At 33.9% G+C, this 12,861-nt stretch carries 14 protein-coding genes; 7 read left to right on the top strand and 7 right to left on the bottom strand.

Annotated elements, in window-relative coordinates:
- Nucleotides 1-25 precede the first annotated feature (25 nt).
- A complete protein-coding gene (locus tag SUDEN_RS08640; RefSeq protein ID WP_011373277.1) occupies nucleotides 26-1,120 on the top strand; it encodes a divergent polysaccharide deacetylase family protein in 1,095 nt (364 codons plus the stop codon).
- Nucleotides 1,121-1,123: 3 nt separating this feature from the next.
- Nucleotides 1,124-1,900, top strand: a complete 777-nt coding sequence (locus SUDEN_RS08635) for a DNA-processing protein DprA (protein ID WP_011373276.1) — start codon at nucleotides 1,124-1,126, stop codon at nucleotides 1,898-1,900.
- Here the strand turns inward: SUDEN_RS08635 and queA are convergent.
- From queA to SUDEN_RS08605, 6 genes are all read right to left on the bottom strand, one after another.
- A complete protein-coding gene (queA, locus tag SUDEN_RS08630) occupies nucleotides 1,895-2,923 on the bottom strand; it encodes a tRNA preQ1(34) S-adenosylmethionine ribosyltransferase-isomerase QueA (RefSeq protein WP_011373275.1) in 1,029 nt (342 codons plus the stop codon). The two genes, SUDEN_RS08635 and queA, sit on opposite strands and share 6 nt — an antisense overlap.
- A 1-nt stretch (nucleotide 2,924) precedes the next feature.
- A complete protein-coding gene (gene tatC / locus SUDEN_RS08625; protein WP_011373274.1) occupies nucleotides 2,925-3,737 on the bottom strand; it encodes a twin-arginine translocase subunit TatC in 813 nt (270 codons plus the stop codon).
- On the bottom strand, nucleotides 3,730-4,155 hold the full coding sequence (tatB, locus tag SUDEN_RS08620) for a Sec-independent protein translocase protein TatB (protein WP_011373273.1): 426 nt from the start codon (nucleotides 4,153-4,155) through the stop codon (nucleotides 3,730-3,732). Before tatB ends, tatC begins: the two co-directional genes overlap by 8 nt.
- A gap of 52 nt (nucleotides 4,156-4,207) precedes the next feature.
- Entirely contained in the window at nucleotides 4,208-5,260 is a 1,053-nt protein-coding gene (gene hemW, locus SUDEN_RS08615; protein ID WP_011373272.1) for a radical SAM family heme chaperone HemW, read from the bottom strand.
- 71 nt (nucleotides 5,261-5,331) lie between these two features.
- Nucleotides 5,332-6,450 (bottom strand): methyl-accepting chemotaxis protein, encoded by a 1,119-nt coding sequence (locus SUDEN_RS11590; protein WP_011373271.1) that lies wholly within the window; start codon nucleotides 6,448-6,450, stop codon nucleotides 5,332-5,334.
- A gap of 8 nt (nucleotides 6,451-6,458) precedes the next feature.
- Nucleotides 6,459-6,842: a PAS domain-containing protein gene (locus SUDEN_RS08605; protein ID WP_011373270.1), complete on the bottom strand. Its 384-nt coding sequence runs from the start codon at nucleotides 6,840-6,842 to the stop codon at nucleotides 6,459-6,461.
- A 121-nt stretch (nucleotides 6,843-6,963) separates the two neighbouring features.
- Between SUDEN_RS08605 and SUDEN_RS08600 the strand changes: the two genes are divergently transcribed.
- The 5 genes from SUDEN_RS08600 (at nucleotide 6,964) to folP (ending at nucleotide 11,022) form a co-directional block, all read left to right on the top strand.
- Nucleotides 6,964-7,434 (top strand): RNA pyrophosphohydrolase, encoded by a 471-nt coding sequence (locus SUDEN_RS08600; RefSeq protein ID WP_011373269.1) that lies wholly within the window; start codon nucleotides 6,964-6,966, stop codon nucleotides 7,432-7,434.
- Nucleotides 7,435-8,646: an aspartate kinase gene (locus SUDEN_RS08595; RefSeq protein WP_011373268.1), complete on the top strand. Its 1,212-nt coding sequence runs from the start codon at nucleotides 7,435-7,437 to the stop codon at nucleotides 8,644-8,646.
- 79 nt (nucleotides 8,647-8,725) lie between these two features.
- Nucleotides 8,726-9,274, top strand: a complete 549-nt coding sequence (locus SUDEN_RS08590; RefSeq protein ID WP_011373267.1) for a HobA family DNA replication regulator — start codon at nucleotides 8,726-8,728, stop codon at nucleotides 9,272-9,274.
- The gene (locus SUDEN_RS08585) at nucleotides 9,261-9,890 is read left to right on the top strand and encodes a DNA polymerase III subunit delta' (RefSeq protein WP_011373266.1); all 630 of its coding nucleotides are present in this window, start codon (nucleotides 9,261-9,263) and stop codon (nucleotides 9,888-9,890) included. The genes SUDEN_RS08590 and SUDEN_RS08585 overlap by 14 nt, the downstream gene beginning before the upstream one ends.
- On the top strand, nucleotides 9,880-11,022 hold the full coding sequence (folP, locus tag SUDEN_RS08580; protein WP_011373265.1) for a dihydropteroate synthase: 1,143 nt from the start codon (nucleotides 9,880-9,882) through the stop codon (nucleotides 11,020-11,022). The genes SUDEN_RS08585 and folP overlap by 11 nt, the downstream gene beginning before the upstream one ends.
- Before the next feature lie 16 nt (nucleotides 11,023-11,038).
- Here the strand turns inward: folP and SUDEN_RS08575 are convergent, their stop codons facing one another.
- Nucleotides 11,039-12,781, bottom strand: a complete 1,743-nt coding sequence (locus SUDEN_RS08575; protein ID WP_011373264.1) for a sensor domain-containing diguanylate cyclase — start codon at nucleotides 12,779-12,781, stop codon at nucleotides 11,039-11,041.
- Nucleotides 12,782-12,861 lie beyond the last annotated feature (80 nt).

The following is a 12,861-nucleotide window of genomic DNA, read 5'->3' as shown; positions in this document are numbered from 1 at the left end:
TTTATTCAATAAATATGGAGATTATATGTCAAAAAGAAAAAAAGCCAGCCCTAAAAAAAGCTCAAATTTTTTAAGTTATACTGTTTGGAGTTTAGCGTTTGTAGCAATAGTTTTAAGTTCGTTTGTTGCTGGGTATTATATAGGCCATGATAGCGCAAAAGATGACGCTCTTAAAAAAGAGCAATCAAAAGAGAAAACAAAACAATCAATGATAAAAAAACTAGAACAAGAGAGTATTAAAAAAAAGAGCCTTGAAGATGAGCAGAGCGTTAGTGATAGACTAAAAGAGGTTCTAAAAAAAGAGCCTGCTGTAGCTGAGACATTAAAAGATTCAAATGAGAGTAATAAAAGTAATGACAGCAATGTGACATCTTCTCTACCAATTAAAGAGGTAGTCTCAGAGTATGAAAATGCTTCACATGAGATTGAAGAGGCTGTTTTGCCTAAAGCTGTAGAGCGTAAAATAGTAAAAAGTTTAAAGAGACCAAAGCTAGCAATTATTATTGATGATGTTAGTGTAAAGTCACATGTAAATGCTATCAAAGGTCTTCATTTACCCATAACTATGTCATTTTTGCCACCTAGTAAAGCTAGACCATCTTCTCATATTTTAGCATCTCAAGAGAGTTTTTATATGGTTCACTTGCCAATGGAAGCACAAAGCTTTAAATCAGAAGAGCCTCTTACTCTAAGAGTTGATGATTCAAATGAAAAAATTGTACAAAGAGTTGTGGAGATAAAAAAACTTTTTCCAAAAGTAAAATATATAAATAATCATACAGGGAGCAAATTTACAGCAGATGAGGCTGCTATGGATAGGCTCATATCCGCACTCAAGAAATCAGATATAATCTTTGTTGATAGCAGAACTACAGGAGAGTCAAAAGCTCAAAAAATTTCAAAAAAATATGCGTTAGAGTATATAGGAAGAGATGTGTTTTTGGATCATAAGATGGATAAAGCATATATACTCTCACAGATTAAAAAAGCTATTGAAGTGGCGAAAAAACATGGAAGTGCTATAGCAATAGGACACCCACATGCAAACACAATCGCAGCTATAAATGAATCAAAGAAACTTTTTGCAGATGTTGATTTAGTTTTAGTAAATAAGCTTTAATACATGAGAGAGATAGAGTTTGAAATTCCTGAACTTTTATCTATGAAAAAGTATCCAAAAGAGCTTTTCTACAGCGGTAACATCTCTCTTTTAGATAGAGTAAAAATCTCAATTGTAGGAAGTAGAAAACCTACTAAATACTCGCGATTGTTTATAGAAAAACTATCCTCATCTCTTTCAAATAATGGTGTTTGTATTGTAAGTGGTGGTGCAATGGGTATAGACGCAACCGCTCATTTAGGGGCTACTTCTTCTTCTACGATAGCAGTTTTACCATGTGGTGTTGATGTGCGTTATCCAGCTGTAAATAAAAACTTACTCTGTGAAATAGAGAAAAATGGGCTTTTATTGAGCCAATTTGAGAGTGGAAGTAGTGCTACTCCATGGAGTTTTGTAGTTAGAAATGAGCTAGTTGTTGCACTTGGAGAGGTTTTAGTTGTTGGTGAAGCAGATGTGGACAGTGGAACTATGAGAAGTGTAGAGTTTGCTCTAAAGATGGGGAAAAAGATTTTTGTGCTTCCTCAGCGTCTTGGAGAGAGTGATGGGACAAATCAGCTTTTGCGCAATAAGAGAGCAGAAGCAATTTATGATATAGATGAGTTTGTCTCAAGATTTAGTAAAAATAAAGTAACTATTTCAGGAATAAAAGATGAGTTTATGGAGTTTTGCTCCACAAACCCTACCTATGATGAAGCCTTGTCTAAATACCCGCAAAGAGTTTTTGAAGCAGAGTTAAATGGTGATATAAAGATAAAAAATGGTCTAGTTATTAGATTATAAAATTAGCATAGCATCGCCATAAGAGTAGAATCTATACTCTTTCTCAATTGCTATTTTATAAAGTTCTTGAGCTTTATCTACTCCCACAAAAGAGGCAACTAACATAAGTAGTGTTGATTTTGGAAGATGAAAATTTGTAAGTATGTGATCTACTCTAAGAGGCTTGTTCTTTGGGTGTAAAAAGAGGTTTGCCTCTCCTCTTTGATGTTCTTTGTTTCTTGCGTAAAACTCTATAGTTCTTGTGGAAGTCGTTCCCACGCTTAGTATTGAGACTTTAGAGTCAAGCAGCTCTTTTGCTCTATCTGAAATATCATAATATTCCGAGTGCATTGTATGTTCAAGTATCTTTTCACATTCAACAGGTTTAAAAGTTCCACTTCCTACATGCAGAGTGATGTATGCATGTGTAAATTTGGTGCAGACTCTCTCATGCTGCTCTTTTGTAAAATGAAGAGATGCCGTTGGAGCGGCTACTGCTCCCTCCTCTTTGGCAAAAACACTCTGATACTCTATCTCATCATCTTTGTTATCTTCTCTTTGGATATATGGCGGAAGTGGAATATGACCTATTTTATCTATTATGGGGAGTATCTCTTCAAAGCGCAAAATAGAGTCATTTTTGTAGAAGTTTACAACTCTGCTTCCATCTTCGAGTAACTCTATTATCTTGGCAAATAGCTCTAATCCAAAAGATATTTTCGTTCCTATTTTTACTTTTCCTCTTGTAAAGACATGGATATTATGAGCATCTAAAGCTCTGTTAATTAGAAGCTCTATTTTTCCACCACTCTCTTTTTGCCCAAATAGTCTGGCTTTTATAACTTTTGTATCGTTAAAAATAAGTGCACAATTTTTAGGAATAAATTTTTCAAAATCATAAAAATGTACATGTGAAATTTCGTCACTCGCTCTGTCATAAACAAGGAGTTTTGCGCTGTCTCTAGGGTTTGCTGGTTGGGTTGCTATAAGCTCTTCTGGGAGAGTGAAATCATAGCTAGAAGTGAGTAGCTCACTGCTACTCATCTTAGTTCTCTATTTTCTTTGTTTTTTCATCTTCATCTTCATCTTCATCTTCATCTTCAGCATCTTCTTCTTCAAGGGGAGGAGCAGGATTTACGGCTCTTACTATCAAAATTGATGCACCATAAAGAAGGGTAAGTGGAAGTGCCATAAGAAGTTGAGTTAGAACATCTGGAGGTGTTAAAAGAGCAGCAACGATAAAGATAAGAACAATTGCATATCTGAAAAAATCTATCATCTGTCTATCGTTAACCATTCCAAGAATAGCTAAAAAGTAGGCAAAAACAGGAAGCTCAAAAGCGATTCCAAAGCCGAACATTATTTTTGTAAAAAATCCTACATAGTCTTCAATATTAATTAGTGGAGTAAATTTAAAACTACCAAAAGTTATAAGAAAGTCAAAACCAAAAGGAGTTACGATGTAGTAAGCAAAAAGAACACCAATGGAGAACATAATAGTTCCGCCTAAGATGAAAGGAAGAACCATTTTTTTCTCATTTGCATAGAGTGCAGGGGCAACAAATGCCCAAAGTTGGGCAAGAATTATAGGTAGTGCTCCAATGATTGCTGCAAAAAAGGAGACCTTTAATGCAACAAAAAATGCACCACCAACTTGATTGGTAGTTACCATTCCATCTGCTGCATGAAGAGATACTTTACCAACTTCCATGAGAGCTGAGTTAAGAGGAGCAACTATCCACTCTAAAATTGGCTCATGAAAGTAAAACATAACAAAAAACATAACAAAGAGGCTGCTTACAGAGATGGCCAATCTTTTTCTTAATTCAATTAAATGTGGTTTTATTTCATCAAACATTTTTACTATCTTCTTCTAGTTTATCTGTACTTTGAGTGCTTTTTTTCTTGGCTAGTGTTACTGTTTCTGGCGTATTTTCTGCCTTTAATGTGTTCTCATTTTTAGGTGCGTCAAAAATATCACCAAATGTCTCATCTTCAAAAGTTGTTAATTTTGCTGCCATCTGTTTTATATCAGTAGCACTCTTAACTTGATTGCCAGCATCAAGAAGCTCTTTTTTGTATGCAAGTGCTTCATCTTTCATGCTCTTAACATTCATCTCTTCTTCAATGGTAGTTTTCATACTATTTATAGTATCTTTAGTACTTTTGAAAAATTTAGCTATTTGAACCATAGCTTCTGGAAGTTTATCGGGACCTAGAAAAAGAATAGCGATAATAGCGATAATAATAATTTCAGTAAAACCCATACCAAACATAGACAATCCTCAAAATATAGTGAAGAGGGATTCTAACTAAAAAATAATTAATTTATGATATAAAAAGAGCAATCTCATCTGCTAGTAGATATTCGTTGTTATAAAAAGTATCATTTTCAAATATAAGTTTCCCCTCATCCACCAAAATTTTAGCCTTTTGTAGCTCTTTATTGTTCAATATATCAATAGATACTCCAACACAAGAACGTAAACCTAAGAATATCTGCTCAATTTTTTTATCTTCATCACTTAGAGATTCTATCTTTGTGAGAGTTGGATTGTTTATATACTCTTCAACGTCTGAAGTTGGATAATATCTCTGTAGTCTAAGTTTGCCAACGGCGCCGCTTCCAAGCCCAATATAATCTTTATAGAGCCAATATCCAAGGTTGTGAGTACTTTTGTATTTGCCAAAATTACTTATTTCATACTGTAAAAAGCCACGATCTTTGATATTTTTAAATAACCATGAAGTAAGAGAGAGCCTCTCGTTTGACATGTATGGTTTTGATTCAAATGGAGTTCTCTCTTCAATAGTTAGTGCATACGCACTAATGTGGTTGATAGGAAGAGAAAAGGCAGTCTCTAAGTCATGTTTTAAAAGCTCTTTTGTATCACCTAGTGTTGCATAAATAAGGTCTAGTGAAATATTTTTAAATCCTATCTCCTTCGCATTTAAAATTGCCTCTTTCGCTTGAGCGGCACTATGAGAGCGGTTAAGGATTTTTAGTTTTTCTTTATCAAAACTCTGCACCCCAAAACTTATGCGATTGACTCCAAGTTCGTACATTCCCTCAAGCCATTTGCATGTAGCGCTATTTGGATTTGCTTCGCTCGTTATCTCTATGTTGTCCATAAGGTATGGCTTTAGTTTTTCAAATATAGCTTTGTAATGTTTCGGCTCAACAGTGGAGGGTGTTCCTCCGCCGATAAAAACGGACTCAATAGAGTTTGCTCTAACATCAAATCGTTTAAGTTCAAACTCAAGCTGAGTTGATAAAGCTAACATGTAATTCTCTTTTAGATGAAATTTATCAACATAAGAGTTAAAAGCGCAATATGAGCATTTTGAATCGCAAAATGGAATGTGAATGTAAAGTAGCAAGAATTTTCCTATTTAAAAAATAAAGAGCCAAGAGAGGCTCCTTATTTTTATGGTTTGTAGAAGGGATTTTTTTATTTGGAGAGGTTACTTAGAGTATGTATGATTTCATCCATTTTATTACTTATCAAACTAACTTCGCTTGAGATGTCGTTTACCTCTCTGGCATTTCTGTTAAGCGCATCTGAACTCTCAGATATCGATTGGATAAGAACATTTGTTGTTGCAGAGGTCTCAGCTAGACTTTTTTGCGTTCTCTCTGCAAGTTTACGTACTTCATCAGCAACGACAGCAAAACCGCGTCCATGTTCACCAGCACGAGCCGCTTCAATAGCTGCGTTTAATGCTAAAAGATTTGTTTGCTCCGCAATATCGCCAATAGTCGCTAAAATAGTTTTTGTCTCATTAGCATTTGTTACTAAAGTTTGAAGGTTTTCAACCATATCGTCTTCTTTTTGAGCAACGTTATGGATTCTATTTACCGCATCACCAATCATTCTCTTTAAATCTTTAATGGTTGAGTTTGTGATAGTTGAGATAGTATCATTTAGTTTTTTAGATGATTCAATAATAGTTTTTTGACTATCGCTATTTTTTGCTTCCATATCTTGAAGTGCTTGCCCTAGTTGATTGATATTGTTTAATAAATCAGCCATCTTAGCCTCTACATGTATATCACTTCTTGTTGCAAAGAGACCTTGCGAAAACTTTTGAAGTGTATTTATAGCAATATCAAGGTTCTGCTCAGATGAATTAAGCATATTGTTTAGGCTATTTCGTAATATATGAACATAAGGAGTTTTTGAATCAGATACTATTCTGCATGAGTAGTGTCCTTTTGCAACTTTGTCTGTCAATAAAACCATCTCTCCAGCTACTCTTGTATCTTCAAGAACAGAAGCCTGATATGTTGTTACTATTTTGTTGAAGTTTTTTTCAGCTTCATTTGTCGTAGTATCATCTATCTTTACCTTGTTTCTTTTAAACTCCATCAGCTCTATAAGTTCTAATCTCTTTTGATTTAAAAGATTTGTATTAGATGAGGAGAGTGTTTTTATATTTGTTACAAGTATAACTATAAACCCTAAAGTAGCTATTGCTACATGAACAAGAGTGCTATCCACTAAAAACAGGGATGCAATCAAAGCACCAAAAGCTAGAGTAACTATTATATTTTTTGTTTTATTGCTCATTTGGATTCCTATTTTAATGTTTTATATAGCATTTCAGCTTCTTGAATCTCTTGAGTAGATGGTTTTCTTCTGCAAGAGAGGTATGTTTGCTCTTTTCTTATGGCATCATACATCGGATAAACCGTTGCATAAACCCAGTAAAATCCGCCATCTTTAGTCATATTTTTAACATAACCACTCCAAACTTTACCACTCTTAACATTTTCCCACAAATCTTTAAAAGCTGCTTTTGGCATATCTCTATGACGAACCACATTATGCGGTTTTCCAACCAGCTCTTCAAGCGGATAACCTGCAACTTTGCAAAAATCATCATTTGCAAAGAGTATGATTCCCTTGGAATCAGTTTGAGAAACTAAAAAATCATCATTTTTTAAAACGTACTCTTTCATTCTATCTCTTTTTTTTGGAATATCTCTAATTATAACATGTAAAGAGGATGTTGAGTTGTAAATTAGTTTATTTTAATACCATCTTTTGTACAATTGCACCAATATAATACGAAGTGAACTTATGATTAAAAAAGAGTTGTATCGTCCAAATGTTGCGATGATTATCGTCTCAAATGCTTATCCGTCTTCAAGAGATATTTTTCTTGCACAAAGAAATGATTTGCTTGATGTTTGGCAATTCCCACAAGGTGGAATAGATGATGGAGAAGAGATTTATGAAGCCCTCTTTAGAGAGCTAAAAGAGGAGATTGGCACCGATAAAGTAGAAGTTATCGCTGAATTTCCTGAGTGGATATCTTATGATTTTCCTCCAAAAATAGCTCAGAGTATGAAGCCTTTTATAGGGCAGAGGCAGAGATATTTTTTGGTAAAGTTAAATGAAGATGCTGTGATAAATATACAAACAGATGAGCCAGAGTTTCGTGATTATAAATTTGTAAGTGTAGATGAAGTATTAAGTCTAAGTGCAAGTTTTAAAAAGAGTGTTTATGAGTGTGTGATAACTTATTTTAAAAAAGAGGGATTATTGTAGATGTTGATAGTTCAAAAATTTGGCGGAACAAGCGTAGGTGATTTAGAGCGAATCCAAAATGTAGCTTCTCGGGTATGCGAGACAAAAAAAGCTGGAAATGATGTTGTTGTAGTTGTATCTGCTATGAGTGGAGAGACTAACAAACTTTTGGCATACGCTGAACATTTCTCAAAAAACCCACAAAGAGCAGAGGTAGATATGCTGCTTAGTTCAGGGGAAAGAGTAACTGCTTCACTTTTAGCTATTGCTCTAAGCGAGATGGGTTGTGAAGCAGTCTCGATGACGGGCAGAAAAGCTGGAATTGTTACAGACAATATTCATACAAAAGCTCGTATTGAGGAGATAGATCCAACTGCTATGAATAAGGCGATAAAAGATGGCAAAATAGTTGTTGTTGCTGGTTTTCAAGGTATCTCTCAGGATGGAAATGTAACAACACTTGGACGCGGTGGAAGTGATTTGAGTGCTGTTGCAATTGCAGGAGCCATAAAAGCTGACTTATGTGAAATATATACCGATGTAAGTGGAATTTTTACAACAGACCCACGTATTGAGCCTCGTGCTAAAAAACTAGATAAAATCTCTTATGATGAGATGCTTGAACTTGCTTCTTTAGGGGCAAAAGTTCTTCAAAACCGATCTGTAGAGTTAGCAAAAAAATTAAATGTAAATTTAGTAACAAGAACAAGTTTCTCAAATGAAGAGGGAACATTAATAACCAAGGAAGAAAATATCATGGAAAAACCATTAGTTAGCGGAATAGCATTGGACAAAAATCAAGCACGAGTATCATTAGTAGGTGTAAAAGATAGACCAGGAATTGCGTCTGATATCTTTACAAAATTATCAAACAACAGCGTAAATATAGATATGATAATTCAAAACGTAGGACATGATGGTAAAGCAAATATAGATTTTACTGTTCCCGTAAATGACTTGGCTGACGCAAAAAAAGTTATGGATTCATTTGTAAAAGAGTCAGAAGTTGACGAAGTCTCTTATGATGAAAATATCTGTAAAGTATCAATAGTTGGCGTTGGAATGAAATCTCATACAGGTGTCGCAGCAAAGGCATTTTCTGTCATGGCTGCTGAGAATATAAACATAAATATGATTTCAACCTCTGAGATAAAAATCTCTATGATTATTGCTGAGAAATATGCAGAACTCGCAGTGAGAGCGCTTCATAGTGCTTATGAGTTAGATAAATAATGAACAACTATATTCTCACAAAAAGTAAAGTTTTAATAATTAGAGATTATTTTAACTTCATGAAAGTGGTGTGAGAGATATGCCTGAATTCGCTCAATGGAGTTTAGATGCCATCAGAGAAGAGGGCGGCTGTTTTAGTTGGCTTGAAGAGCAACGTTTTGACTGGACTATTACAACCTCTCAAGCATTAGAGCAGATTCTTAATGGCAAGACAGTTATTTTAATTACTGATGAGAAAAGAAAATGGTTTGAAACTTATCTTTTAGACTTTTTAAACTCTACTCAGATGGATAGACCACTTCTGCCAATCATAAGTATAGATAGTATCTATAGACATTTTAACAGCGTTAGCGGTGGAGATATGATAGATACAGTAGAAGATGTTATCTCTTTGGCACATAAGGATGACTACTTTTATTGGTATATAGGTAGAGGGGATGATAGAAGAGCGGATATTGCCAAGAGAAAAGATACAAGTTATTTTTGGATTTTTGATGAAGAGTATTTAAACGCTCTTCACTTAAAATCTTATGATAAACTCTTAGATATAAAGCTGCTTCAGCTCTATCGTCTCTTTAACGCCTCGTTAAATGCGGCGATGTTTGGAGAAGTTGATGTTGGAGCCTGATTCTATAAAGAGTCATATTATAATCACATCAGATATAGCAGCAGAATTTGAGAGATTAAATGATGAGTTAAAGCCAAAGAGGGTGGTTGGCTTTATAGTAGAAGATGAGTTCAAAATAGAACATGCAAAAGCAGCTGTAGCAGAAGCATATATAAGCGAATCAGAGACAAAATATATAATTTTAGGGGCAAATAACTTTAATACAGTTTCACAAAACTCTCTTTTAAAAGCTCTTGAAGAGCCTCCACGAAATATAGAGTTTATAATTCTCTCAAACTCAACATCAAATCTTCTTCCAACAGTTCGCTCAAGACTTCCAATATTTAAAGGCAAAAAAGAGCATAAAGTTTACGAGATAGACTTTAGCCTTATGCGAATAAATTATAATGATATTTTTGAGTTTTTGAAAAAGGTTGTAAAATTTAAAAAGAGTGAGGCAAAAGAGCAAGTTGAAGCGCTCTATTATAGAGCAACAGTTATAGATAAGCTAATCCTTACAAAAGCACAACTTGATAATTTCGATAGAGCATTTAGGCTCCTAGATTTAAACGCAAGACCTCAGAGTGTTTTTGCACTTTTATTAATGAGTTTCGCAGGAGATAGAAATGGAAGTTGAACTTTTATCTAATGATATAGATATAAAAAAATATCTTAAAAATTTAAATGTTGATAGTGGCGGAATTGCTATTATGAGTGCAAAAGCAGAGCATCACATAATAATGATAAGAGAGTTACATGTAGGCGGTGCAAATATTTTAAAACAGGATGCTCTAAGTGTTGGCGCAGATTTGGCAGTTCCTCGTGGGACAGTTACCGCACAAACTCCTTATGTTGATGCTATTTTGATAGCAACTTCAAGGGAACTAGAAAAACTCTCCAGAAAAGAGCTAGCACAACCTTTTGGTTTAAAAGAGGTTGCAAAAAAACTACAAGAGATTCTAAAGATTAAAACTCCATCAAAAGTAGAAGTGATGGGAGTTATCAATGCTAATGATGATAGTTTTTTCTCAGGTTCAAGATTTAGTGAAAAAGATGCAATAGAAGCTATAAAAAAGATGATAGCTGATGGTGCGGATATTATAGATATAGGCGGAGTCTCATCTGCTCCATCAGCTAAAGTTGTCTCTAAAGAGGAGGAGTTAGCAAGAGTAAAGCCCATACTTGAGGCAATACATGCTAAAAAACTCTATAAAGAGACGCAATTTAGCATAGATAGTTATGAGCCTTTGGTGATTGAGTATGCTATAAAATGTGGCTTTAGAATTGTAAATGATATTACAGGGCTTAGTAATGATGAGGTTTGTAAACTTTGTGCAAGTAACGATATAAGAGCTATTATCATGCATATGCAAGGAACACCTCAAACTATGCAAGAAAAACCAGAGTATGAAAATATTTTAAGTGATGTTTATACTTTTTTTGAACAAAGAATAGATAAGGCAAAATCTTTTGGAGTAAAAGATATAGTTTTGGATGTCGGAATAGGTTTTGGAAAAACACTAGAGCATAACTTGAAGTTGATAAAACATCTTAAACACTTCTCAACATTAGGACAACCTTTACTAGTTGGTGCTTCAAGAAAGTCTATGATTGATAAAATTTCACCCTCACACGTAAGCCAAAGAGTCGCAGGAACTCTAGCTCTTCATTTGGAAGCTGCTAAAAACGGAGCTTCTATGCTTCGTGTCCATGATGTTTATAAACATGTACAAGCACTTAAAGTAAAAAAAGCACTTGATGAGATATAGATAAATTCATAACATTTTATATGGAACAAACTCTGTTTCTGCCGCCGTTTTTTGCCTCATAAAGAGCAATATCTACCCTCTTTAGCATATCTGCACTCTTTTCTTTGTTATCGTAAGATATTACTCCAATACTTACCGTTGCATGCCCTATAAATTCAAACTTATATTCATCTATCGTTTTTCTTATTCTTTGAGCGGTCTCTTTGGCAGCTTCGAGTGATGTATGTAGAAGTAGTACCATAAACTCCTCCCCACCAACGCGACCAAAGATATCACTCTCTCTTAGACACGCTTTAGTTAATTTTGTCACCTCTACAATTACATAATCTCCTACATGGTGTCCGTAACTATCATTTATCTTTTTAAAGAAGTCTATATCTATCATGATAAGAGAAAACTCTGCTTTACTCTCTTTGGAGTATCTCTCAAGTAGAGAGTTAAATTGATTTAAAAAAGAGAAGCGGTTGTTTATCTGGGTTAGCGAATCTGTATTTGCAAGTTGGCGCATTTTTTCATAGGCATCTCTAAGCTCGGTAGTCCTTGCTTCTACTTTCTCTTCAAGTTCCTCATTTAAAAGGATAAGTTCATCGCTCTTTTGTTCAAGATTTTTTTTAAGAAGGGTAAATTTTTCTTGAAGTTTTCTTGAGATAAATAGTGCAATAAATATAGATAATACTATGAAAATCAGTGAATAAATTTTTATAGCGCCAAGCTCTTCTCTGTTTATCTTCTCAAGCTCTCTATTTTTTTCATCTGCTATTGCATTTATCTCTTTTGTATAAAAACCACTTCCTATCATTAGATTTGTATTTGGAATTTTTTCAAAATAGGAGATTTTTTCTTCAATAAGACCACTCTTAGGATTTTTCCAATTATATGAAGCAAAATTACTACCCTCTATTTTTATGCTTTGCAAAAGTTTTTTTGCTACATCTATACTAGTTTTGTCTTTTTCATCTAAAAAATTCTTTCCTTCTAGTTCTGGGTTTTGAGAGTGAAGTATTATTTTGCCATTCATATCATAGATGAAAAAGTAATCGTTTTCATTTTTATTTATATTGCGAAGAATTGTAACAGAACTCTGTTGTATCTCCTCTTCTACAATATCAAGATATTCAGATGAGCCTAAATACCAATCATAAATTTCAAAATCTTTTACAAATGTCATCTGCTTGTATTGCATATTTTGGTCTTTGTTAGGTCTTGTAAATGTATCCCACAAATATCCCTCGCCAGAGCTATTTACAAGGTTTATCTCCTCTTTAATTACATAACGCCCAGAACTATCTTGAAAATCTATAACACTCTTATTCTCTTTATGCTTAAGATATTGGGGAGCAAGTATAAAAGTACCTTTTTTATCTAAGATAAAGATAAAACTCTCTCCATTATTCCAAATCATTGTACGAAGAACATCGACAATCATTTTTTTTATCTCTTTTTCGCTTTTGAACTCTCTGTTTTGAGCATAGATATTTGAGCCTATAATAAATGCTTTGTTTACTCTGTCGCTGATTTTATATTTTAATCTCTCTTCTAGTGTTGAGTTCTCATATTTTAAGATTTCAACTGCCATTTTTACTTTGGATATTGTGTTGTTTTTTTCTTTTAAAATCAACTCTTGTTTTAGGTTTTTGGTGCTGTTGTTAAAAATCTCTTCAGTATGGTATATGCTCATGTAGAAAAAAAGAGAGACAATTACTGGAATAGTAATAATTGGTGCAAAAGTGACAAATCTGATGATATTTTTATCATTCATTTTAAAATCTTTAACATGGTATAGATAAAGAGTACTTCAAAAATTGTTAAATAAAAGGATTGAATCTAAAGTATATTTAA

The organism is Sulfurimonas denitrificans DSM 1251, from assembly GCF_000012965.1.
Lineage (GTDB): Bacteria > Campylobacterota > Campylobacteria > Campylobacterales > Sulfurimonadaceae > Sulfurimonas > Sulfurimonas denitrificans.
This window is presented reverse-complemented; position numbering and strand designations above follow the sequence as displayed.

Bases quoted from the DNA above. Each gene is read 5' to 3' on its own strand.
- SUDEN_RS08640 (WP_011373277.1), top strand. From the start codon at position 26: ATGTCAAAAAGAAAAAAAGCCAGCCCTAAAAAAAGCTCAAATTTTTTA.
- SUDEN_RS08635 (WP_011373276.1), top strand. From the start codon at position 1,124: ATGAGAGAGATAGAGTTTGAAATTCCTGAACTTTTATCTATGAAAAAG.
- queA (WP_011373275.1), bottom strand. From the start codon at position 2,923: ATGAGTAGCAGTGAGCTACTCACTTCTAGCTATGATTTCACTCTCCCA.
- tatC (WP_011373274.1), bottom strand. From the start codon at position 3,737: ATGTTTGATGAAATAAAACCACATTTAATTGAATTAAGAAAAAGATTG.
- tatB (WP_011373273.1), bottom strand. From the start codon at position 4,155: ATGTTTGGTATGGGTTTTACTGAAATTATTATTATCGCTATTATCGCT.
- SUDEN_RS11590 (WP_011373271.1), bottom strand. From the start codon at position 6,450: ATGAGCAATAAAACAAAAAATATAATAGTTACTCTAGCTTTTGGTGCT.
- SUDEN_RS08605 (WP_011373270.1), bottom strand. From the start codon at position 6,842: ATGAAAGAGTACGTTTTAAAAAATGATGATTTTTTAGTTTCTCAAACT.
- SUDEN_RS08600 (WP_011373269.1), top strand. From the start codon at position 6,964: ATGATTAAAAAAGAGTTGTATCGTCCAAATGTTGCGATGATTATCGTC.
- SUDEN_RS08595 (WP_011373268.1), top strand. From the start codon at position 7,435: ATGTTGATAGTTCAAAAATTTGGCGGAACAAGCGTAGGTGATTTAGAG.
- SUDEN_RS08590 (WP_011373267.1), top strand. From the start codon at position 8,726: ATGCCTGAATTCGCTCAATGGAGTTTAGATGCCATCAGAGAAGAGGGC.
- SUDEN_RS08585 (WP_011373266.1), top strand. From the start codon at position 9,261: ATGTTGGAGCCTGATTCTATAAAGAGTCATATTATAATCACATCAGAT.
- folP (WP_011373265.1), top strand. From the start codon at position 9,880: ATGGAAGTTGAACTTTTATCTAATGATATAGATATAAAAAAATATCTT.
- SUDEN_RS08575 (WP_011373264.1), bottom strand. From the start codon at position 12,781: ATGAATGATAAAAATATCATCAGATTTGTCACTTTTGCACCAATTATT.